This is a genomic window from Bradyrhizobium ganzhouense, assembly GCF_049949285.1.
Lineage (GTDB): Bacteria > Pseudomonadota > Alphaproteobacteria > Rhizobiales > Xanthobacteraceae > Bradyrhizobium > Bradyrhizobium ganzhouense.
In genome coordinates this window covers 3559578-3581745 of sequence record NZ_CP181318.1, presented here as the reverse complement: position 1 = coordinate 3581745, position 22168 = coordinate 3559578, and the positions used below count along the sequence as shown (strand labels likewise).

The 22168-nt window shown below is 61.2% G+C and carries 17 protein-coding genes; 14 read left to right on the top strand and 3 right to left on the bottom strand.

Annotation, left to right across the window (positions count from 1 at the left end):
• Positions 1–210: 210 nt before the first annotated feature.
• From ACLFLU_RS16175 to ACLFLU_RS16145, 7 genes are all read left to right on the top strand, one after another.
• Complete coding sequence (locus ACLFLU_RS16175) at positions 211–1017, top strand: LuxR C-terminal-related transcriptional regulator (RefSeq protein ID WP_426413155.1); 807 nt, start codon at positions 211–213, stop codon at positions 1015–1017.
• Between the two features lie 456 nt (positions 1018–1473).
• Positions 1474–2193 (top strand): nucleotidyltransferase family protein, encoded by a 720-nt coding sequence (locus ACLFLU_RS16170; protein ID WP_426413154.1) that lies wholly within the window; start codon positions 1474–1476, stop codon positions 2191–2193.
• Between the two features lie 72 nt (positions 2194–2265).
• Entirely contained in the window at positions 2266–3402 is a 1137-nt protein-coding gene (locus tag ACLFLU_RS16165) for a DegT/DnrJ/EryC1/StrS family aminotransferase (RefSeq protein WP_426414003.1), read from the top strand.
• Positions 3399–4085 (top strand): sugar transferase, encoded by a 687-nt coding sequence (locus tag ACLFLU_RS16160; protein ID WP_426413153.1) that lies wholly within the window; start codon positions 3399–3401, stop codon positions 4083–4085. Before ACLFLU_RS16165 ends, ACLFLU_RS16160 begins: the two co-directional genes overlap by 4 nt.
• 16 nt (positions 4086–4101) lie before the next feature.
• Complete coding sequence (locus tag ACLFLU_RS16155) at positions 4102–5109, top strand: GDP-mannose 4,6-dehydratase (RefSeq protein ID WP_426413152.1); 1008 nt, start codon at positions 4102–4104, stop codon at positions 5107–5109.
• Between the two features lie 140 nt (positions 5110–5249).
• On the top strand, positions 5250–6509 hold the full coding sequence (locus ACLFLU_RS16150) for a polysaccharide biosynthesis/export family protein (RefSeq protein ID WP_426413151.1): 1260 nt from the start codon (positions 5250–5252) through the stop codon (positions 6507–6509).
• Positions 6510–6752: 243 nt separating this feature from the next.
• Positions 6753–7409, top strand: coding sequence for a helix-turn-helix transcriptional regulator (locus tag ACLFLU_RS16145; protein ID WP_426413150.1), 657 nt, complete (start codon positions 6753–6755; stop codon positions 7407–7409).
• 113 nt (positions 7410–7522) lie between these two features.
• Here the strand turns inward: ACLFLU_RS16145 and ACLFLU_RS16140 are convergent, their stop codons facing one another.
• Together ACLFLU_RS16140 and ACLFLU_RS16135 are read right to left on the bottom strand one after the other, a co-directional pair.
• Positions 7523–8947 carry an HlyD family type I secretion periplasmic adaptor subunit gene (locus ACLFLU_RS16140; protein ID WP_426413149.1) on the bottom strand — a complete coding sequence of 475 codons (1425 nt, stop codon included), beginning with the start codon at positions 8945–8947 and terminating at the stop codon, positions 7523–7525.
• Positions 8934–11057: a type I secretion system permease/ATPase gene (locus ACLFLU_RS16135; RefSeq protein ID WP_426414002.1), complete on the bottom strand. Its 2124-nt coding sequence runs from the start codon at positions 11055–11057 to the stop codon at positions 8934–8936. Before ACLFLU_RS16135 ends, ACLFLU_RS16140 begins: the two co-directional genes overlap by 14 nt.
• Positions 11058–11980: 923 nt before the next feature.
• Between ACLFLU_RS16135 and ACLFLU_RS16130 the strand changes: the two genes are divergently transcribed.
• The 7 genes from ACLFLU_RS16130 to ACLFLU_RS16100 all read left to right on the top strand — a co-directional run bounded on the left by ACLFLU_RS16130 (position 11981) and on the right by ACLFLU_RS16100 (position 21397).
• Positions 11981–13072, top strand: coding sequence for a glycosyltransferase (locus tag ACLFLU_RS16130; RefSeq protein WP_426413148.1), 1092 nt, complete (start codon positions 11981–11983; stop codon positions 13070–13072).
• A gap of 99 nt (positions 13073–13171) precedes the next feature.
• Positions 13172–14029 carry a hypothetical protein gene (locus ACLFLU_RS16125; RefSeq protein ID WP_426413147.1) on the top strand — a complete coding sequence of 286 codons (858 nt, stop codon included), beginning with the start codon at positions 13172–13174 and terminating at the stop codon, positions 14027–14029.
• A gap of 101 nt (positions 14030–14130) precedes the next feature.
• A complete protein-coding gene (locus tag ACLFLU_RS16120) occupies positions 14131–15537 on the top strand; it encodes an O-antigen ligase family protein (protein ID WP_426413146.1) in 1407 nt (468 codons plus the stop codon).
• Between the two features lie 33 nt (positions 15538–15570).
• Entirely contained in the window at positions 15571–17556 is a 1986-nt protein-coding gene (locus tag ACLFLU_RS16115; protein WP_426413145.1) for a GumC family protein, read from the top strand.
• Positions 17553–19082 (top strand): hypothetical protein, encoded by a 1530-nt coding sequence (locus ACLFLU_RS16110; protein ID WP_426413144.1) that lies wholly within the window; start codon positions 17553–17555, stop codon positions 19080–19082. Before ACLFLU_RS16115 ends, ACLFLU_RS16110 begins: the two co-directional genes overlap by 4 nt.
• A 52-nt stretch (positions 19083–19134) precedes the next feature.
• Positions 19135–19959: a hypothetical protein gene (locus tag ACLFLU_RS16105; RefSeq protein WP_426413143.1), complete on the top strand. Its 825-nt coding sequence runs from the start codon at positions 19135–19137 to the stop codon at positions 19957–19959.
• Between the two features lie 58 nt (positions 19960–20017).
• Positions 20018–21397, top strand: coding sequence for a polysaccharide biosynthesis C-terminal domain-containing protein (locus ACLFLU_RS16100; protein WP_426413142.1), 1380 nt, complete (start codon positions 20018–20020; stop codon positions 21395–21397).
• A gap of 50 nt (positions 21398–21447) precedes the next feature.
• On the opposite strand, the gene ACLFLU_RS16095 is transcribed toward ACLFLU_RS16100, so the two are convergent.
• Positions 21448–21963, bottom strand: a complete 516-nt coding sequence (locus tag ACLFLU_RS16095; protein WP_426413141.1) for a DsrE family protein — start codon at positions 21961–21963, stop codon at positions 21448–21450.
• Positions 21964–22168: the final 205 nt, after the last annotated feature.

The following is a 22168-nucleotide window of genomic DNA, read 5'->3' as shown; positions in this document are numbered from 1 at the left end:
CTTCACAAAAATTTAACAAATTTGGAGGGTCCCAAACTACCGTCGATGGCGACGGCTGGATACCGCGCTAATGCGGTACGCCGAACGGAACGAGACAAGCGATCTATTGGACGACCTGCTGCAACAGCAGGCCGGAGAGACCGGTGTACATTGTTTAACCCCTAAATTTTTCATTGCAGTCGTATCATTGCGTATGTCGCGGAGGGTAAAATGCGGAGGCGGCAATCTTGTGAAATCGTTCTTATTGGAAAGAGCATTCTGGTTAGAGAAGGAATTTCGCGAATATTACATGCAGCGAATTTCCGGATCCTGCTTTCAGCTTTGAGTGCGGATGAATTGCCAAACGCACTCCAGACACAGCAATTGCTGTTTCTCATCATCCATAACGGCGACAGTTTCGATGTCGCACTGGATCAGATACGCGGCGTCAAAGGTCGTTGCCCCGGCGCCCGGATAGCCATCGTATCCGATCACTATCGCCAGGACGAGCTCGTCGTGGCGTATCGGGCCGGCGCCAGCGGCTATTTCGTCAACGTCAATTCTTGCGATGCATTCGTCAAATCCATCGAACTCGTGACGATGGGAGAGACGGTCTTTCCACCGGCATTTCTTGAATACGCCCTTGACGGCAATCATGAGCGTGAAGCTGCGCCAACCGGCGACGAGGAGCACGACATCGTGGCCGCAGCTGAGGCGCCACTTGCGCCGCATCTTTCTCCCCGCGAGAAGGCAATCCTGTCGTGTTTGATCGAGGGCAATTCCAACAAGTGCATCGCCCGAAAGATCGACATCGCCGAGGCGACCGTGAAAGTCCACGTCAAGGCGATCCTGCGCAAGATCCGGGTCCAGAACCGGACACAAGCGGCGATCTGGGGAATGAACAATGGGCCCCTGGTGCAAGCCGCAAATGGCAACGCCCTGCCCCCGGTCATCTCCCAGTCCACAGGCCTCATCGCCTTGCGAACCGATTTGCGAAACCATGCTGGTCGGAATCACGGCGCCGATGAAATCGGCTAACAAGGATTAGCCCGCGCCGCCACCTCGTCGCAAAACGGCGCACTCGCGATGCGATAACGGACTAATCCCACGGCAAGCAATCGTCGCGCAGCTTGCGAACCTCCACGTACGCCACAGCAGCCAGGCTGCTGTGGCGTACGTGCGTTGCGGTTCATTTCAGCTGCTTTTACGCACGTTTATCAATGATTGTCGCTTGATTTACGCGCGCAACGCACGCCAGCCGGCTGCGCACCGTTCACGTTCACACTTGCTGCGGCATTGAACATTCGATCGCGAGAGAGCTGAACCAGCTCAGTCCGACTCGGTCATCTCATGCAAACGTACGAAGACGAGCCAAAACATTCCGCGTACGTTTCTGCAACGCTCGAACCCCGACCAGCATGCTGAGATCGGACTTCGCGGGCGAAAGTGCATGATAATTGATCGATTGCGATCTCTAGCAATACGGAGGCTTCGATGAAAGCGGTTATTCAATGCGGCGGCAAAGGAACGCGCTTACGCCCCCACACATCAATTTTGCCAAAACCACTTATGCCGATCGGCGCGCGTCCCGTCCTCGAGCTCGTCCTCAAATGGCTCAGGCGGAACGGAATCAGGGAAGTCTACGTCACCACCGGATATCTGGGCCATCTCATTCGCAGCGTCTGCGGGGATGGCGAACAGTGGAACATGCGCATCAACTACACGCAGGAAATGGAGCCGCTCGGAACCATTGGCCCGCTGTCGCTGCTGCGCGACCAGCTCGACGAGCCGTTTCTGGTTCTGAACGGCGACGTGCTCACGGATCTGAATCTCAATCAGTTCGTGAGCAGCCATCGTCGCCGCAACTCGAAGCTCACGATCGCCACCGCAATTCGCCCGACCAAGATGGACTTCGGCGTGATCGACGAGGTGGAAGATCGGGTGACTGGTTTCCGTGAAAAGCCCGAACTCTCGCATCTCGTCAGCATGGGCATCTACTGCATAGATCCGTGCGTCCTCGAACGGATCCCGTCCGGCGTTCCCTTCGGCTTCGACGATCTGATGTTCCAGATGCTCGACGATGAGGTGCCGGTGAACGTGTTCAAGCACAGCGGCCTCTGGCTCGACATTGGCCGCGTCGAGGACTTCCTGAAGGCTCAGGACGTCGCTTGGGACGAACAATCACCGGTGTTCGCCAGTTCCGTCGCCGCCTGATGCGACCCTTCGCGGTGACTGCAAGGATCGCGTTCACCGCGTCAACTCACTCATCAGATGGGAGACGAGCACATGCTTTTGGTATCTGAGCCGGTCCTGGGAGACGAGGAAAAGGCCGCTCTCGCCGCTGTCATTGAAAGCGGCTGGGTCACCATGGGGGATCGCGTTCGCGAGTTCGAGCAGGCGTTCGCCCGCTTGCACGAGGCCGAGGATTCGGTCGCTGTCGGCTCTTGTACGGCGGCTCTCCACCTCATCTTGCATGCCCTCGGCATTGGCCCGGGAGACGAGGTCCTTGTTCCGTCGCTGACCTTCGTCGCGACCGCCAACAGCGTTCTCTATGTCGGCGCCCGACCGGTCTTTGTCGATATCGGATCTGCGGACGTTCCGTTGATGTCGCTGGACGACGCAGAGGCGAAGTGCACGTCGAGGACCAAGGCCATTATCCTGGTGCATTTTGCCGGCTACCTTGCCCACCGCGACGCCTGGCAATCCTTTGCCCGCCGAAAGGGCCTGCTCTTGATCGAGGACGCAGCTCATGCGCCCGGACTGCCCGAGGTCGGCAGCTATGGCGAAGCCGCAGCATTCAGTTTCTACGGCAACAAGAACATGACCACCGCCGAGGGGGGCGCGATCATTGCGCGCAGCCGCACCTTGCGCGAGACCATCCGGCAGGCCCGCGCTCACGGGATGACGAGTGGCGCGCGGCAACGGCTCACCAGCCGCCGTCCGGACTACGACGTGACGATCCTCGGCTTCAATTACCGGATGGACGAACTGCGAGCCGCGCTCGGTCTCGTGCAGCTGAAGAAGCTGCCGGAATGGAACGATAGCAGACGGCGGCTGTCGGCCACTTACCGCGAGCTCATCGCAGAGCTTTGCCCGTCGGTGATGGTGCCATTTGAGGCTCCCTGGCCGTCGACCCACCATTTGCTACCCATCGTGCTGCCGCCGGCCACAAGCCGCCAGCGCATCATCGACCGCCTTCGTAAGCGCGGCGTCCAGACCACGGTTCACTATCCGCCCGTCCATCGCCTGACGTTTTACAGGGATCTCTACCCAGAGTTGGCCCTCCCCCGCACCGAGGATTTTGCTCGCCGCGAGCTTACGCTGCCTCTGCATCCCCGAATGTCGACATTAGACGTCGACAAGGTCGTGAATGCCCTGGCGGGCGCACTCGCCGCCGACTACCCGATGGGAGCGGTGGCATGACGGTACCCGAGACGGCGAGCCGGTACGTTGCGCAGTCTCGCCCCTCTCATCTGGATGTTCGGCGTGCGATCGACATTTTCTGCGTCGGCATCGCGATAACATTACTTTCACCTGTCTTCATTGTTGTCGCGCTTGTCATCTGGCTCGAGAGCGGCCGGCCCATCCTGTTCTCGCAGCTCCGCCTGGGACAGCGCGGCAAGCCATTTCGGATGTACAAGTTCCGCAAGTTCGGGCCGAACTGCGGCAACGACGGCTCTCCTCTGACGCTGGCATCCGATGAACGTATGACGACCGTCGGTCGATTGCTCGCCGCGACCAAGCTCGATGAGCTGCCGCAACTCTGGAACGTCCTGCGCGGCGATATGTCTCTCGTTGGACCCCGGCCAGAGTCTCTCAGCTTCTCGGACTGTTTTCGCGACGGCTTCGAAAGAGTGCTTGAACATAAGCCAGGCGTCTTTGGACCGTGTCAGGTCCTGTTCCGACACGAAAGCCGCTTGTATCCGACTGACGCGCCCGCGGCGGACTTTTATCGGGAGGTCCTGTTTCCGGCCAAGGCGAGGATCGACCTTGCCTATTTTCCGCGCCGAACTCTCGCATCCGATTTCGGCTGGATCGCTCGTGCCGCGCACGTCATCGCAATGGAATGCTGGATCGCGCTAAGGCGGAAGCATCGATCACAATGACAGAGTGAGAGCGACGATGACCTACAATGGGGCGAAGATTCTTGTGACGGGAGCCGACGGCTTCATCGGCTCGCATCTGACGGAGGCGCTCGTTTCGGCAGGAGCCGCCGTGACCGCGCTGGCGCAATACAACTCTTTCGACAGCTATGGCTGGCTCGACGATCTCCCGCAGTCGACCCGAAAGGCGGTCAACCTGGTGCGCGGAGACGTTCGCGACGCGGCCTTTGTCGGCCGTATCGTCCAGGGCCAGAACTACGTCTTTCATCTCGCAGCATTGATCGCGATACCTTACTCCTATATTGCGCCGCAATCCTATGTGGAGACCAACGTCCTCGGAACGTTGAACGTCCTCGAGGCGGCCCGGCAACACGGCACCGAGCGGGTGGTCGTGACCTCGACGAGCGAGGTCTACGGTACGGCGCTCACAATGCCGATCGACGAGTCGCATCCGCTACAGGGGCAATCGCCCTACTCCGCTTCAAAGATCGGCGCGGATATGATGGCGGAGGCCTTCGCGCGCTCGTTTGGCGTTCCCGTCGTGATCCTCAGACCATTCAACACGTTCGGACCTCGGCAAAGCGAGCGCGCGATCATTGGCACGATCATCCGGCAGGCGCTCGATCCCGACTGCAGCGCGATCATGGTCGGCGATACCACAACCGTACGTGATCTGACATTTGTCACGGACACCGCCGCGGCGTTCATGGCGGCCGGGCTCGTCGATGATCTCGAATATGGCCATGCCTACAACGCCGGCAGTCAGCGCGCCATCGCCATCGGCGAGCTGATCGATATCATTATCGAGCTGACATCCAATCGCAAGCCAATCGAACACGACGCAAAGCGCTTGCGGCCGACGAACTCGGAGGTGCGCGCGCTCCTTGCCGACTCGACCCGGTTCGTGCGGGCGACCGGCTGGATGCCGAAGGTGACGCTTCGCGATGGCCTGGAACAAACCGTCAATTGGTGGCGAGCTCGCCTCTCCGCCAAGCAAGTCCGACGGCAAGCGGATTTCATGACATGACGAGATCGCTCGATCACCGGCGTACTCCGAGACATGTCGTTCGCGGAACCAAGGCGTCGTCGCGGGCGCCGACCGCTCGCTTTTCCCGGGATGAGAGCCGCGCCATGCCTGGCGTGGCCAGATAATGCAGGGAGATCGCCATGGATCGCATCAGGCCCCGGAAGACGTTCAGCCACATCTCACGTGCCTGCGCGACGGCGGTCGCTCTGTTGGTCAGCAATGCCTGCTTCGCTGGACAATATCGCCTCGCGGCGGGTGATACCGTGGAAGTATCGATCGGAGGTACGTCCGAGCAACGTCACAAAGCGCAAATCCAGATCGACGGCACAATCGCTCTTCCCGGAATCGGCACTGTCGAGGTCGCCGGCATGACCACCGCCGAGTTGCAGAGCCGGATGGAGACGTTGCTGCAATCGAAGGTCCTGCGGCAACGTCTGCCCGACGGACGGGAGCAAGCGATCGTCGTCGTGCCTGGAGACGTCATCGCGAGCGTGGTGGAGTATCGACCGATCTACGTGACCGGCGACGTTCTCACGCCAGGACAACTGACGTACAGGTCATCGATGACCGTACGCCAGGCCGTCGCCGTTTCCGGCGGCTATAGCCTGTTGCGCTCGCGGAACCAGCCGGGCGCCAATGATCCGGCGGATCTTCTGCGCGACTACCAGTCGTTCTCCACCGAGTACGTGAAGGAGTATTTCCATGTCCTTCGCATCGATGCTGAACTGGCGAACAAGGACACATTCGATCAGACCACGCCTCAGGACATATCCTTGCCGGCATCTGCAATCGCTCCGATCGTGCAAGCCGAGGCAGAGTCGCTGAAAACCGCGCAGACCGACTACCGCAAGGAGCGTCAATTTCTGGAGGACGCGGTTAAGCAAGCGGACGGACAATTCGCCGCGCTCAGCAAGCAACAGGAGGGAGAAGAGAAAGGCGTACAGGCCGATGAGGAAGAGCTCGATCGCGTGGTCAAGCTGTTCGGATCCGGCTCCCTGCCCAGCCCGCGCGTGACCGAAAGTCGTCGCGCCCTTTTGCTTTCTTCGACCCGGCGGCTGCAAACCACGGTCGAGCTGATGCGCCTTCAGCGCCAACGCGAGGACTCCGCCCGGCAGATCGATCGCGTGGCAAGCCTGCGTACGGTGACTCTGCTTCGTGAGCTACGAGACTCCAACGTCCATATGACGGACCTGCGCATAAAAATGCGATCGCTGGGGCAGAAGTTGCAGCCGGTAAGCGGCAGCGCAGCACTGCCGGCGGGGACAGATGATCTGCGGCCCCAGGTCACCGTCGTACGAAAGTCCGGCCCGCAATGGGAGAAGATCGCGGCATCCGAAGATTTCGACCTTGAGCCGGGTGACGTCATCGAAATCGCGTTGCGACCTCAGGGCGGCTCCTGAGATCACAGGCTTGAGCGGCAGCGTCCCGACCTGCGGAGCTCCTCCCATCGACATGGCCCGAGCTGTCAAGCGACGGGTCCGGGACGCCGGACCGGCCCCGGCTGCCTTCGTCAGAAAGTGCAACTGGATTACCCCCAAAGCTGACCACCTACCACCGATTGAACGTTTACATTACGTACGGCAATTGGAGAATGATCATCAGACACTCATTCATTTGATTGATGCAAAAGGGAACGGGGCATCATGCTGAACTTGAACCAAAGCAGCTCGGTTGCGTCGCGTTACCAATCCAAGGAGACCATCTTCAACATCTCCAACCGTGTTCCCCCCACTCTTCCCGAGGACGGTCCGTCCGATATGCGCGACGAGCTGCATGCGGCCCTGGGCCGCGTCGGCTGCGCGCACGTCGTGCTGAAGCACGGCCATGTGGTCGAGGTCAGCCCGACCGGCCGCACCATATTGGAGCGTTACAGCGAGTTCGTGGCGGGTCCGAAATCGCTGTACGGTGTTGTAAGGGAGATCGCAAAGCGTGCGAGTATCGAACTTCCAGCGGGCTCGATGTCGTGGCTGGCGACGTCCTTCAACGAAGGCATAGCGAGCCTCGTGAACCAGATGACGAATGTCTGGCCGGACGAAACCTGCACCATCATCCTGCTTGATCTCGATGCCCATCCGGAGCCGTCGCCTCGAACGCTGCAACGCTTGTTCGGCCTGACGGCCGCGGAAACCCAACTCGCCATCGAATTGGCACGCGGCGGTAATTTGCTTGATATTTCCCGCACCCAACGGCTGAGCCGGGCGACGATCCGCTCGCATCTCGCGTCCCTCTTCGCCAAGACCCAGACGCGGCGGCAGGTGGAGCTCGTCTCCCTCTTGGGACGGATCGCGCTGTTCCCATAATGCAGCCAGACGCTGTCGTCACGCGGCCCAGAGCCATTTGCCTGGGCACCGATACGGAAGGGGACCGCCGCCGAAATCAGGCTTGCGCCCCGATCCGCACAGCGGCCTGATCCTTATCTCTCCCGCAGCATTTCCTGATTGTATCGCGTGAGCGGCGAAAGCAGGTAGCTGATGATCCGTCGCGAACCGGTCTTGATTTCGACCGTCACCGCCATTCCGGGCGACAATTGGACGGTCCGCCCCTCGATCGTCATCGTCGTGCGGTCGAGACTGACGCGGGCCGCGTAGATCAGCTCCTGCCCTTTCGGCTCGCTGGACGCAGTCTCGGCGCCTCCGGGCTGGTCCCTCGCCCCGTCCTCGCGCCGATCCCTTATGATGGCATCGCGTGAAATGCTGAGCACGCGCCCGTCCAGCAGACCGTAACGAGTGAAATTGAAAGTATCGACCTTGATTGCAACGTTCTGCCCGGGAACGACAAAGCCGATATCACGGTTGGATACCATTGCCTCGATCTCGAAATCCGCGTTCAGCGAAACGACTGCCGCCAGAGTTTGCGCCGGCGTAACCACTCCGCCGATCGTGTGTACCGCCAATTGCTGCACCACGCCGTCGACAGGCGACGTCAGAATCTGCAGCTTCGCCTTTTGCTCGGCCTTGATCGCGTCCTGGGTGAGACCCGCAGCCCGCTGTTCTGCCTTGGACAGGTCGTCATAGAGCGATCGGCGGAACTCAGCTTCCGCCTTGGACCTGGCCTGTGCAAGAGTCGCCGTCGCCGCCTCCGCCTCGCGCAGCCGGCTCTGCTGAACGAGAATGTCGTGCTGCTGACCGACCAGATCCTGCGCCTCGGTGAGATAGGTGATCTTGGACCCGATTGCCTTGTCGTAAAGGTATTTGCGGACGTTCACGCGCTCCTCGAGCAGCGGGATCGTTGCATCGAGCTTGGATATCGTCGCCGCAATGGTCTCGCTCTCCGCCTTCTTCTGCGCCAACTGCCTGTCGAGCTCCGACAGCTTTGTCGCCTGCTCTGTCATCTGACTGGCGAGGAATTGACGATGGAGTTGGATCGCCTGCAGGCTGGCTCCGATCGGGGGGGCGAAGGCCGCCATCGGGTCGCCCGGCGCCAGCGCCGCCCGCAACCTCGCGATATCGAGCTCGGCGGCAATGAGGTCGGCCTTCACATGGTCAAGCTCGGCGGCACTGATGGTCGGATCAAGTTCGATCAAGACGTCGCCGGCCCGTACCGTCGCGCCGTCCCGCACATGAATCGCTCGCACAACCCCGGTTTCGGCGGGCTGGATCACCTTCGTTCGGCCATTCACCACGATCTTGCCCGGCGCGGTTGCAACCACGTCGACCCTGCCCAGCGTGGCCCAAGCCAGGGCTGAGCAGAACAACACGATGATGGTCATGCCGATGGCACGGCCGACCGGCGACGGCGGCCTCTCCATGACTTCCAGCGCAGCGGGGAGAAAGGCGGTCTCGTCCGCGCGGCGCCGGCGGCTATCGGGAAACCGGATAATGCTTCTAGCGGCCGTCATGGGTGCCTGCCTGTAGCAAATGCAGGTTCGCATAGCGCCCGTTCGAACGGATCAGCTCGTCGTGGGTGCCGTCCTCCACGATCCGCCCGCGATCGATGGTGATGATGCGGTTTGCCCGCCGCACCGTGGAAAGCCGGTGAGCGATGATGAAGACGGTGCGCCTCTCGCAAATACGTCGCATGTTGTCCTGGATGATGCGCTCGCTTTCGTAGTCGAGCGCGCTGGTGGCCTCGTCGAAAATCAAAACACGGGGATCGTTGACGAGGGCGCGGGCAATCGCGATGCGCTGCCGCTGGCCGCCCGAAAGGCTGCACCCGCGCTCGCCGACCATCGTATCGTAGCCTTCAGGAAGCTCGAGTATGAACTCGTGTGCGCCGGCAAGCGTGGCCGCATCAATGATCCGCTGCATCGGCATGGCAGGATCGGCGAGCGCGATGTTCTCGGCCACGGTCCGGTTGAAAAGCACGTCCTCCTGCAGGACGACGCCTACCTGCCGTCGCAACCAGGCAGCATCCGTCATGGCCAGATCGATGCCATCGACCAGAACCCGGCCGCTTTCCGGCACGTACAGTCGCTCGATGAGCTTGGTCAGGGTGCTCTTGCCCGAGCCGGACGGACCGACAATGCCGATAACCTGACCGGCCGGAACATGGAAGCTGACGTCATGCAACGTTTCAGGTCCGTCGACGCGATAGCGAAATCCGACGTGATCGAATGTAACGGCGCCCTGAATCGGCGGAAGCACGGCGCGCCCCACACCGATGGTCGGTTCCGGCCGCGTATTGAGGATGTCCCCCAGCCGCTCGATGGACAAGCGAACCTGGTGGAAGTCCTGCCAGATCTGGGCAATGCGCAATACCGGCATGTTCACGCGGTTGGCCAGCATGTTGAAGGCCACCAGTTCACCGACGGTCAGGCTGCCTTCGATCACCAGCTTCGCGCCGAAAAACAGTATCGCAACCGTAACCAGATGGCTGACCAATTGCACCGCCTGGCTTGCCACATTGCCGAGGCTCACGACCCGAAAGCTCGCGGACACATAGCCGGCAAGCTGCTCCTCCCAGCGCTTGTTCATTTGGGGCTCGACGGCCAGGGCCTTCAACGTTTGCACGCCCGTTATGCTCTCGACCAGGAAGGCCTGGTTTTCTGCTCCGCGCCGAAACTTTTCATCCAGGCGCTGACGGAACAGGGGTGTCGCAATGGCCGAAACACCGAGGTAGAACGGGAACGCCGCCAGAACGATCAGCGTGAGCATCGGCGAGTAGACAAACATCACCGCAATGAAAACTGCGGTGAACATGAAATCGATGATGAATGTCAGCGCCGAGCTCGTCAGAAAGTTGCGGATATTCTCCAGCTCCTGGACGCGGGCCACCGAGTCACCGACGCGCCGCGCCTGAAAATACATCAGCGGCAACGAGACCAGATGGTGGTAGAGCCGCGCACCGAGCTCGACGTCGATGCGGTTGGTCGTGTGAGAAAAGAGGTAAGTGCGCAAGGTGCCCAGAATGGCTTCGAACACCGCGATCGTAGCCAGTCCGATCACAAGGACTTCCAGCGTGCTGATGCCGCGATGAACGAGGACCTTGTCGATGACCACTTGGAAAAATAGCGGACTGACGAGTGCGAATACCTGGAGGAAGAAGGATGCGACCAGTACTTCTCCCAGGAGGTGGCGATATTTCTGGATCGCACCGAGAAACCACGTGAAATCGAACCGGCGAGACAGATCCGAAAGCGATGCCCGGCGCGCCATCAGGACCAGGCGGCCGTCCCAGATCGCCTCGAATTCGGCTCGCGTGAGCTTACGCGGACGGGGTTCCGAGGGACGCTGAACCAACACCTCGTCCCCGTCCGCCTTGCCCACCAGGAGGAAGCCGCCCTCCTTGAGCACAGCGATACCCGGCAAGGCTGTGCGGGAAAGACGCGCCCAGCCGGTTTTGATCGTGCGCGCCTTGAGGCCGAAAGCCTTGGCGCACCGCAACATCTCGGTCACCCCGATCTGGCGCGTGCCTAATCGGTGGCAGAGTTGCTGCTCGTTGGCCGCAATGCCGTGCAGCCGGAGCAGCAGAACGAGCGAGAAAATCCCTGATTCCCCTGGAGCAACCATTTCACGACCATCCCACATCTGGTCCGCCAGCATCGCGCGATCGATTGCACCAAGTCCGCTCTGAATGCCGACTGGCCACTGCTGCGGGGGCTCTTCGGGTCAGACACTAACCCCGCTCACGGATCATTCGTACGGCTAATGCGCGGTACACTCGCTGCCTCCCTACGCCCAAATGGGTAGCCCGGAAGTGCGCATCGATGCTTGCCTCTCGACAAGCCGCCGCTGTCGTCGTAGCGGGAGAGCAGTGCCGCAGGGCAATTTGCCCGGATCTACCGTCACGCGGTGAGGTACTCCAAAGGAGCTAGCGGCCCGTTGCTGCTGCGGCTTGTCTTGCTCGGCCTTTCCGCAGTCGAAGGAGCGCGCCACACGGTCGAGCCTTCGTTCAGGCAGTCATCAGACATCGATGGTCAAGTTCTCCGTCGGACGACGACGCCATCAGGAAGAACGAGTCCCCGCGCAGGCTCCTCGCATCGCATCATCGCAACGAACCGCCGCGGATCGCGCGCGCGATCGAGTGATTACCCCTTTATTCGAATAGGCTCTCGCATACGCCGTGATAGGAGTGGACCCCTGACAACTCTCTAGGTTGCAACGTGAAAACCGCGCTTCCCTGCGGATGTCGGAGCTCTCGGGCGGGCGTCGTTCGATCGAGGGATGGGCAGCAGCACCGCTCAAGTTGGCTGCGACCCAGCGGATGACTGAGGTTCTGCCTTGGCGACAGACCGCAGGGCTTTGCCAAGAAGCCAACGATGTCGAGTACAGGAGCTGGACGTATGTTGAAACCACTGCTGGACAGCGAGACCAGGCACGGTTCTCACCTCCTTGATGACGAACCAGATCGAATCTCGAGGGACCAGCACGATCCGCTGCAGCCGCATCTTCTTTATATCGGAGGCGAAGATCATCACCTTCGGATTCCCGCCATGTGCGCGCTGCGCGACCACGGCTTTCGCATCACCGCGGTCGGAAGCGGCGACCCGGCACCATTTGTGCACGCGGGCATCCGCTATCGGGGGTTCAAGTTCGACCGGTTCGTGAACCCGCGCGCCGACCTCGCCGCAATCAAGAGCCTTGCGAAGATCCTGGTCGAGGAACAGCCTGATCTGGCGCAAAGCTTCGACACCAAACCATCGATATACCTGCCTCTGGCTGCGCGAAGCGCTCCCGGCGTATTGGCCGTTCGCACGATCAATGGACGTGCTTTCCTCTACTCGTCGCGCTCTCCCCTCGCCCTGACGCTGCGTCCCGTGTATCGCGCACTCCATAAGCTCGCGGCTCGCACTACTGCGGCAACCGTGTTCGAAATCAGCGATGATCGCGCATTTTTCGAACGCCACGGGATCGCGGGAAAGAGGCCGGTTCTGATCCGCGGCGCCGGCGTCGATGTCGACGGTTTCGATCGCGCACTGATGTCAGGACCTTCGCCAGCCCAGCTCCGCCAGGAACTTGGGCTCGGCGACGCCGAAGTCGTGATTACCGTGACGCGGATGACGCGGCAGAAGGGCATTCCCGCGCTGCTCGATGCGGCCGCGCGGGTGCACCAGGTGCGTCCCAATATACGCTTCCTGCTTGTCGGGCCTCGTGAATCCGAAGGCCCGCTCGCCATTTCGCAAGCCGAGATCGATCGGCATGCTCCCTATGTGAAGGCGATCGGATCGAGACCGGACATCCCGGCCCTGCTCAGGCTCGCAGATGTATTCGCGTTTCCGACCGAGTACCGCGAGGGCGTGCCGCGAGTTCTTCTCGAGGCGGCTCTCGCCGGCGTACCCATCGTGACCACGACCATGCCGGGCTGCACTGAAGTCATTCGCGACGGATGGAATGGTTTCCTGGTGCCGCCCGGAGCGCCGCCGGTATTGGCCGCAAAAATCCTCTATCTGCTCGAGAATCGAGAGAGGGGACGCGCCATGGCTGATCGCGCCGGCAAGTATGTCAGGCAGGAGTTCTCCCTGGCGACCGTCGTCGCTGATCATGCCGCTCTCTACAGGGAGTTGATTGACCGTGCGCGCCACTAGCCCACTCAGCACCGAGAGGTTCGGATCGACGACCGAGGATGCGACATGCGGCGTCCTGTAAGAAGATATGCACGCGCTCCCTACGTAGCGTGGACGGCGGTGGCATCTCTGCTGGCGGCCGGTGCGTTGCTCCTGCAGGGCCTGGCCTTCGACGCGCCGACGCGCGCGGACTCCAGGACTGCGCTGCACTTCGCCTCCAACGGCAACTTCGATCCGGCTGGGAGTTACCTTCCCGCCGCCGCCGGCTTCAATCTGGCGGACGTCAATAGTCCGGCGCAGCTGGACTCTCTGCCGGACGGCGTCAAGGGCCTCGTCTGGATTGGCCAATGCAACGGCGTAGACACAAAATTCGTGGACGCAGTCCGCCCTTTCATCGGCAATGCAAAACTGTTCGGCTTCTATTTGATGGACGATCCGGATCCAACCGGGCAGCATTTCTCGCTCTGCACGGCTGACAATCTGAAGGCCGAGTCGGACTGGGTACATGCCAACGTGCCCGACGCGAAGACATTCATCCTTCTCATGACGATGACGTCGTCACGGACACCGTCCTTCAAGGACACCTACAACCCCGCCAATTCACATGTCGATCTGTTCGGTATCGATCCCTATCCGTGCCGAACGGAGTTGAACGGTTGCGACTATCACCAGATTGATCGCTATGTCGCTGCGGCCGAATCCGCCGGGGTCCCCCGCGACAACATGGTCCCGGTCTACCAGACCTTTGGCGGCGGCCGCTGGATGGATGACGGCGGCGGCCGATACGTGCTGCCGACCGCACGTCAGATGCAACAGATATTCGCCCGCTGGGACGCGCTCATACCGGCCCCCGTCTTCGACTTCGCCTACAGCTGGGGATCGCAGAATGGAGATTCTGCCCTCGCGGGGTCGCCGGAATTGCAGGCGGTGTTCTTGCGCCGCCATCAAAACCCAATCGCTCTGAACCGGATGAATTGAAGGCTTGCCATGGCGACGGACCGACCGCGAGGCAAACGGGAAGCATGTCGATGGCGTGGCACCTGCTCGCGCCTCCAGGTGCGAAAGACGGACACGGGCCGATGATCCTGGACACCTTGTTCGCATTCGGGCTGCTGCTGACACCCGCTTCCCAATTGCGGGTCGCGGGCCTGCCGGTCGGGCCGGGCGAACTCTGTCTGATCATCTGGGTGACCCTCATCCTCGGCCGCGAAGCGGCACGCGCCAGCTTTGTGCTGACGCCGGCTCTGTCGCGGCTCCTGTTGTTCTGGTCGCTATTTACCCTTGCGCAGAGCCTCGGAACGCTGACGGCGAAGCTCATTGGCGACGAGCACGATCCGGTGTGGTTCATGCACGATGTCATGGCCTATCCCCTGTTGGCCGCCATCAGTTGCCTGACCGTGATCGGGCCGCACCCCGAAGCCCGGCTGCGGCGCATCACGTGGCTTCTGTGTGCACTCGGCACGCCGGTTATCGTCGCACAACTGGCGAACGCCTGGGGTCTCTACGATCTTCCTTCGGTCGATCCGATGTGGTGGGATCAATTCCGGGGCTGGTCGTCGAATCCGCATCAACTTGCAGTCCTCTGCATGGTGCTGGGAATCCTATCGCTCCATCTTGCCGAAACGTCCACCACGCGTGGCGCGAGGATTGGCGCTCTCGCCTGCGCCATCATCCCCGTCTACACGGGCCGGATCACCGGGAGCGATTCGTTTACGCTCATTCTTGTGCTGGCCGGCCCGCTCCTCCTGGCGTTCAAGTGCCGAACCTGGCTGTTCTCGCGAGCGCGGCAGATCAGCTTCCGTTCGGCGTTCGCCTGGGTGATTGTGCTGGCTTTGCCCGGGCTCGTGATTTCGATCGCGCCGCTCGCCTATTCGATTGCGGTCGAAGCCAGCGACCTCGCCAAGTCGATGGCACGGGAAAACCCCGAGCAAACCAGAGAGAAGACGGAATTGCGATTTGAGCTCTGGAGCCAGGCCCTCAGGCGCGGGGTCGAATCCGGCATGCTCGGCCTGGGCCCTGGTCCGCATCTCGAAATTCCGAAATCCATCGTCTCGGCGAGGAAGATGGATACGATCCATCCCGAGTTTGTCGAGCACCCCAAGCCCTCGTTCGTGCCGAACTTCGAGGCGCACAATACGATGCTCGACCTATTTACCCAAGGCGGGCTCCTGGTCGTCTTGAGCTTCGTCTGGCTCGTGGCGACGGCTTTCAGGTCCGCCTACGCGACCGGTGGGGCAGGCTTGCCGACATTGCTGTGCGGTCTGTGCATTTACGCCATCGCCACCTTCCTGCTTCGGCATCCTATCTTCTGGTTTGTGATCGCCGTTTGCCTGGTGGCAGAGCCGATGCCGGCGAACCAGCTGCGCTCGATCGCCAGAGGCAACGCATTGCGCGGCCATGCTCGCCTCGCGAACGCATGGGGCCGATCTCTTGCACGCCCGCGACCCGCATACGGCGCGAGCCAACTGGGCTCGAGGCCGAGCTGATCGCGAGGATGGACCGATGGCAGGGAGGTACGGATGCAATTGATGGATAAGACGGGTCTCATCGCCGACAGCATACCATTAAGGCCTGACTTCGAAGGCCCGCGGCAAGACGACCAGACCACGATCGCATCCGAACCGGGCTTCCAGCAGGTGATCGGGACCCTGCGCCGGAGGAGCAAGCTCATCCTCACCATCGCAGGCGCGGGAGCGATGTTGGCCGGCATCGCCGGCGTGCTCATCACGCCCAAATATACGGCGACCGCGCAGGTCGTCCAGGTTCAGGGCGGCACTCCCCTAAGTCCCGAAGCGCTCCAGCAGGCCGTCGACACCCAGGTGACCATGCTGACATCTCCCTATCACCTGCGCCACGTTCTCGACAGCTTTCGGAACGACCCAAAGTTTCGCGGGCTAGCGTCCGACGCCGAAGTGGATGCGGCCATCACGCCGAAACCTGCCCCGGCCGAGACCAACGAGGCCGGCCCGCTGGGCCTGAAGGAGCTCAAGCGGCGGCTGGGTGTCTGGATTGGACCGCTATTCCATCACCGGCGAGCCGATGCAGGCCTGAAATTCGACGATCTCCAACGTCGTCTACAGGTTCTCCAGGAACGCCGCTCACGCATCATCAACGTCACCTTCCAGTGGACGAGCCCGGAGAGGGCCGCCGACATCGTCAACCGGATCGTCGAGCTCTACGTTCAAAGCAATGCAGAGCAGCAACGCGCCTACACCGCCAACGAACTGGCCCGGCTTGACGACCGAATGGCGACGGTCAAGGCCGACATCGAGCGGACCAGCACAGCTCTGCACCAGGCACTCCAACGGCGCGCCGATGTGAGCCGCAATGCCGGCGGCGAAGAACAGGCGGCTGGCGCCGACCCGCGCGAACTCGAACGCCGGACCGCCGCCAGCGCACAGCTTTATGCAAGTCTTCTCCAGCGCCAGAAGGAGATCCGCGAACAGGAAGAGCTGGTCAACCCGGACGTCAGCATCCTCTCGCTTGCCTCTCCGCCGACGCGGCCGAGTTCTCCGAATCCGATCCTGTTCATGCTGCCCGCCCTGATCGTCTCGCTCATCTGCGGGAGCTTCATCGCCCTCGTCCAGGACCGGCTCGACAAGGCGCTGCGCAGCGAGAAGGAAATCACCGATGCGTTCGGCCTCTCCTGTATCGGCCTGGTCCCGCAAATACCCACGGACCACCTGACTGACTCCGGAGACTACGTTCGGGTCCAGCCATTCTCTCCGTACGCGGAAGCGCTCCGGTCGGCGGCTGCGACGTTACGTCTGGCCGAGCCAGGTCATGCGAAAACGGTCCTGATCAGCTCCAGCATTTCCGGGGAAGGGAAAACCACGCTGGCCCGGGGACTGTCTGCTTATGTCGGCCTCCTTGGGCGACGTGCGCTCCTGATCGGCATCGACCTTCAAAAAGGCATGCGCGTGACCGAGTTCGACAACGCCGGCGAGCGACGAATCGTCGGTCTACAGAACCGATCGCTGGCGGACTCGATCCGGCACATTCCGCAGGCCGGCTTCGACTACGTCCGGATACCCGGCTATCGGCTCGACCCAATAAGCGCCGTCGAACAGATCGCCGACCTCATTCGCCAACTACGCGAGCGCTACGATTGCGTGATCATTGACGGTCCACCTGTCCTTGCAGCCGTTGAGGCGCGATTGCTCCCGTCGATCGCCGACAAGCTTCTCTTCGTCGTCAAATGGGGGAGCACGAGGCGGGAGGTCGCTCAAAACGCCTTGGGCCTGCTTCGCAACGGCGGGTGCTTCGACAACCAGCGCGGCGATTTTGCAGCGGCCATCGCGACACAGGTCGATCTCAAGAAACACGCGCAATACGGCTATGGCGATGCGAGCGAATTTGCCGCCGGGGTCGCAGACGCGCCTCGCGCCGGCATACGTCGACGCTTCCTCGCAATCACCTCTTCCCCGTTTCGGTGGATGCAGCAGATCGGACTTCAAGCGCTCGACATTGCAAGATCATTCGGGCGGAAAGGGCACGAAGGATGAGCCAGGATGCCCTGCACAGGACAGACCTGATCGGTGGCCCGGCCGCCGAGAGCGCGATCTTGCCGCTGATTCTTGCGGTCTTGAACGACTTTGATCGGCACGATATCAGCTACTTCTACTGGAAGAGCAGCAATCGAATTTACCGCGGCCTGACCGGCGACGGCGATCTCGACCTGCTTGTCGCAAAACGGGATCAACACCGGGCCCAGGCGATCCTCCTCGAGCGCGGTCTCAAGCTCTTTCCCGCCGTCGCCTATCGTGACCATCCATCGGTATCGAGCTATCTCGGTTATGACGAACCGAGTGGCCGGATCGTGCATCTTCATCTGCACGTCCGACTGGTCGCCGGCGCCAGCCTGCTCAAGAACTACCACCTGCCGTGGGAAGAGGTCCTGGCGAAGCGGGCGATCGCTCATCCGGAACTGCCGATCCGTATTCTGGAGCCTGTGGACGAGGCATTGCTGTTGATTGTTCGCGGCTGCCTCGAACTGAGGCGATCGGATCCTGTCGTGCTCCGCAACTGGCAGGCAATGACGCGCAAGTTTGCACTTGATCGCGCCGAACTCGCCGGCCGAATTCCTCGCGCAGCACTCAGAAGGCGAGCCGCTGAACTTCTGGGCGGCGATCTGGCCGACATGGTTGCCGATGCCCTTTATTGCCAGCCCGCGCTGGAACATCAGCGCCATCTGCGGCAGCGTATCCGAAGGCACTTCGCGCCGCATCGTACCTACAACGATCTTGAGGCAGGACTGCGCAGTCTGACACGCGCCACACACCTCGTCGCCGGCTACCTGAACAAACGCTTTCTCTGGGCACCGCGGCCGTGGAGCCGACGAGCCCCAGGCGGTGGGCACGTCGTGGCCGTCATCGGCGTCGACGGCAGTGGGAAATCAACCATTGTCGCGACAATTCGGCAGTGGCTCGGCGAGGAGATGGATGTCATTCCGATCTATTTCGGGACCGGGGCAGGACGCCCCTCCCTCGTATTATGGCCGCTCAAGCTGATGGTGCCTCTGATCACGCCGTTGTTCAGGACCAAGCCGAAAGGCTCATCGCATGGCAAGATCTCGGATCGCCCGCCGAGCCGGGTGTACAGTGCTCTCATGGCGATCTGGGCGACGGCCACCGCCATCGAAAAGCGGTCCAAGCTGTCGGCCGCGCATCGCGGGGCCCGTCGAGGTCTTGTCGTGGTCACCGATCGATACCCGCAAAACGAGATCGCCGGCTTCAACGAAGGTCCGCTGATGCCGCGCCTGATCGGGATTCCGCTCTGGCTACGCCGATTTGAAGCCAAAGCCTATTCACTTGCCGAGCGCCTTCCACCGGACATCGTCATCAAGCTGGTCGTTCCGCCGGAGGTTTGCGCCAGACGCGAACCCGACATGGATCCTGCCGTGATCACGCAGCGCATCGCGGCGATCCCGCGACTGGCGTTTTCCGGCGCACGCGTCGTCTCGATCGACGCCCAACAGCCTTTGGCCGATGTCATTCGCGCGGTGAAGAAGGAGGTGTGGCGCATACTCTAGAGCAAACGACGGAACGGTCCAATTCAATCATTTCATTTGTCTGAGTTCGGATATGATCATCGAGTTTTTCGGTCCTCCAGGCGCCGGCAAGACCACTCTTGCACGTACTCTTGCGGCACGTCTGCGCGAGCGTGACTACACCGTGGACCTCGTACTCAGCCATCGGCCGGCGGAGTGCTCGCCGAGCGAGACCGTTACACCATCGACGGCCCTTCGGAAGATATCCTTCGCGACACGGCGCCTGACGCGTCCGCTGGCGGAATTGGTGTCCATGATACTCCGACCGCGAGGGATTTCACGCGATCTCGGGACAGCGTTGAATCTGATCAAGATACTTCCACCGTCCACCACGCTCTCTTCGCTCAGACTGCTGCAATACATGTCCAGGTTGTCGCACGCCTGGTTTCGCAGATCCGCGATTGCGCACATCGTCCTGTTCGACCAGGCGTTCGTCCAGGCGATTTGCTCTCTGGCACTGCTTTGCGGGATTGCAGACGAAGCATTGATCTCGTATGCGCTGGATTTAGTCCCCGAACCAGACATCCTGATACGCCTCGACGCACCGGCCAAGCTCCTCGAGGAGCGGCTCCGCAACCGACATCATCTCGGGGGCGGGTTCGAACAGCTGCTCGAGCTGGACGTGGAAACCAGCCTCAGCTCACGCGGCATCGTCGACCTCCTGCACGAATTGCTGCGCAGGAAAGGCCGGAACGTCGTGAGCGTCTCGTCGCTCAATCCGGCGTCTCTCGCCGCGGCCGTCGAACAGTTGGAACGGCAGATCGTGAGCATCGCCGAGCAACGGAAGCTCGCCACGACCAAACCAGCTCATGTCGAAGCGGAAATCTCAGACCATTCCCTGTTGAATCATTTTCGCTGAATCGTTTTTAGATCGGATTTTTAGGCGTTCGATAGAGCCAGTACTGCAAGGACAGAATATGGAAATGCATGACCGGAGCGGCGGCCACGCGCGGATCAGACGAGTGGTGATCGGAGGAGCTGCAGCATTCTCAATCTACGTTGCGAGCGCCGGTGTAACTGCCTGCGCGCAACTCCTGATAGCCAGAATTGTCGGCGCTCACACTTACGGCATGTACGCCTATGTCATTGCCTGGATAACCATCCTTGCATATTTCTGCGCGCTCGGATTCGATATCGCACTACTGCGCTTCGTGTCCGCGTATCAAACCATGGGAGCGAGCGACCTTGCGCGAGGCGTCATCCAATACGCGGAGCGACGTTCACTTGGCGTAAGCCTTCTGGTCGCGTTCATCGGGGCGGGTATTATCGATATCTGGCCCAGGCCGTTCTCGACGAAGCTGACGAACACATTTATGGTCGGCTTCCTGCTCATTCCCATTCTGTCACTGTTATGGATACGCTGCTCGATCGTCCGCGCTTTTGGCGGCGTTGTGCCGGCGCTGATACCCGACCGCGTGGTGCGGGACGGACTACTTGTGATCATCGTCGTCATGGCCGGCTTCTTCGGATCGCGCATCGAGGCAAAGGGAATCATGATGGCGACCGTCGCCGGCGCCGTCGTCGGACTCCTGCTCGCCAGCCAGGCTGTTCGGAGATTGTGCCCAGATGCAATCAGGGCGGCAGAACCTCGATATGCGCCCGCAAGTTGGCGGCAGACCGCCGTCCCGTTCATGATCATCGCGGGGGCAGAAGCTCTCCTCAACCGCGCCGGCGTGGTGCTGCTCGGCTGGTTCGGAGAAACCAGGGAGGCCGGAATATATAGCCTGGTCTTCAATATCGCATTCCTTGTGGCATTGCCCCGCACTGCGATCAACACCCTGTTCGCACCGACCATCTCAAGCCTCTTCACAAAGAACGATAGGGCGACCTTGCAGGCACTCGTGACCAAGGCCGCTTTATGGACCCTCTGTACCTCGGTGGGCATCGCGCTCGGGTTGGCGATCGTGGCCGAGCCACTTCTCTCCTGGTTCGGCGAGGGTTTTGTGGCTGGCGCCCCGGCCCTGCGCATCCTGCTCTTGGGGCAGGTGTTCGCAGCAGCCTTCGGATCTCTGCTGCTGATCATGACGATGACCGAGCACGAACGGGGGGCTGCCGTTCTGCTGATGCTGAGCGCTGCCATCAACATCCTCGCCAGCGTCGCATTCATCTCCTGGCTTGGATTGACCGGCGCTGCGATCGCCAGCTCAGCCGCGCTGATCATCTGGCACATCGCCATGGCCGTCTTCATATTCCGGCATCTGCGACTGCTGCCCGGGCTCCTGGGGCTGTTCGTGCCGGGCCGCAAGGAGAAAGCAACGGCGCGGCCGGATGTTCACGTCAAAGCGTCGTCCGTTTGAGATGTCGTACCTCGCCGGCGCATCGCGCCGACGCGCCGGCCGGCCACGCTTCAGGGGCGCAGGTAACTCCAACCCCGCTCCTGCAGTTCCATCAGCCGGACCACGCCGGATTTGGTGACCTTCGCCTGCGAGATGAGAGGAATCTCCTTCGCTTCGGTCCTCGCCATATTCTCCTTGGTATTTCCGCATGCGGAGAATGCAACTTCGGGCATGGTCTCGCTCATGGACTTGATGCGTGCCTTCACCGGCGAGGTATCGTCTCGCAGCATGTGCAACCCTGGTCCGAACGCCACCAGTTCGACCTCGACCTTCTGGCCGATTTCGGAATAGTGCTGAACCGTGTTGCTGACGTTGTTCAACGCAAGGTTCATGATCGCCGGATCATTGACGTCGACCTGGACGACAAGCCGGTGCAGTTGCACGCGCTTGGGACTGGCGATCATCTTGGCATTGGCGTTGAGCTTTGGGCTTCCCGCCTGAGAAGAGGCATAACTTGTCTGGATTGCGTTCACCAGAAACGCGCCAGTGAAGGTCAGACTGGCGAAAACGATGACTGTTCTGTTCATGCTGTCTTCCCCTGGTTTGTGCGGGACACGCGCAGCCTCGGCTGGTCCGTCCCAATTTGTTGCCCGCGGCTGCGCCGGTCAAGGAAAGCGAAGCGGCAACGCAAACGATCTACTTTATTCCCGGAATGACGCCTCGCTACCTCCTTGTGGCTACCTACCCTGCGACCTCGACAGGGCGCCGACCGAGGCGATGTCATTGATGACG

Excerpts from the sequence above, each read along its gene's own strand:
- ACLFLU_RS16160 (WP_426413153.1), top strand. The coding sequence starts at position 3,399 with ATGACGGTACCCGAGACGGCGAGCCGGTACGTTGCGCAGTCTCGCCCC.
- ACLFLU_RS16145 (WP_426413150.1), top strand. The coding sequence starts at position 6,753 with ATGCTGAACTTGAACCAAAGCAGCTCGGTTGCGTCGCGTTACCAATCC.
- ACLFLU_RS16110 (WP_426413144.1), top strand. The coding sequence starts at position 17,553 with ATGAGCCAGGATGCCCTGCACAGGACAGACCTGATCGGTGGCCCGGCC.
- ACLFLU_RS16100 (WP_426413142.1), top strand. The coding sequence starts at position 20,018 with ATGGAAATGCATGACCGGAGCGGCGGCCACGCGCGGATCAGACGAGTG.
- ACLFLU_RS16115 (WP_426413145.1), top strand. The coding sequence starts at position 15,571 with ATGCAATTGATGGATAAGACGGGTCTCATCGCCGACAGCATACCATTA.
- ACLFLU_RS16105 (WP_426413143.1), top strand. The coding sequence starts at position 19,135 with ATGATCATCGAGTTTTTCGGTCCTCCAGGCGCCGGCAAGACCACTCTT.
- ACLFLU_RS16150 (WP_426413151.1), top strand. The coding sequence starts at position 5,250 with ATGGATCGCATCAGGCCCCGGAAGACGTTCAGCCACATCTCACGTGCC.
- ACLFLU_RS16120 (WP_426413146.1), top strand. The coding sequence starts at position 14,131 with ATGATCCTGGACACCTTGTTCGCATTCGGGCTGCTGCTGACACCCGCT.
- ACLFLU_RS16140 (WP_426413149.1), bottom strand. The coding sequence starts at position 8,947 with ATGACGGCCGCTAGAAGCATTATCCGGTTTCCCGATAGCCGCCGGCGC.
- ACLFLU_RS16135 (WP_426414002.1), bottom strand. The coding sequence starts at position 11,057 with ATGGTTGCTCCAGGGGAATCAGGGATTTTCTCGCTCGTTCTGCTGCTC.
- ACLFLU_RS16165 (WP_426414003.1), top strand. The coding sequence starts at position 2,266 with ATGCTTTTGGTATCTGAGCCGGTCCTGGGAGACGAGGAAAAGGCCGCT.
- ACLFLU_RS16175 (WP_426413155.1), top strand. The coding sequence starts at position 211 with ATGCGGAGGCGGCAATCTTGTGAAATCGTTCTTATTGGAAAGAGCATT.
- ACLFLU_RS16130 (WP_426413148.1), top strand. The coding sequence starts at position 11,981 with ATGTGCGCGCTGCGCGACCACGGCTTTCGCATCACCGCGGTCGGAAGC.
- ACLFLU_RS16170 (WP_426413154.1), top strand. The coding sequence starts at position 1,474 with ATGAAAGCGGTTATTCAATGCGGCGGCAAAGGAACGCGCTTACGCCCC.
- ACLFLU_RS16095 (WP_426413141.1), bottom strand. The coding sequence starts at position 21,963 with ATGAACAGAACAGTCATCGTTTTCGCCAGTCTGACCTTCACTGGCGCG.
- ACLFLU_RS16155 (WP_426413152.1), top strand. The coding sequence starts at position 4,102 with ATGACCTACAATGGGGCGAAGATTCTTGTGACGGGAGCCGACGGCTTC.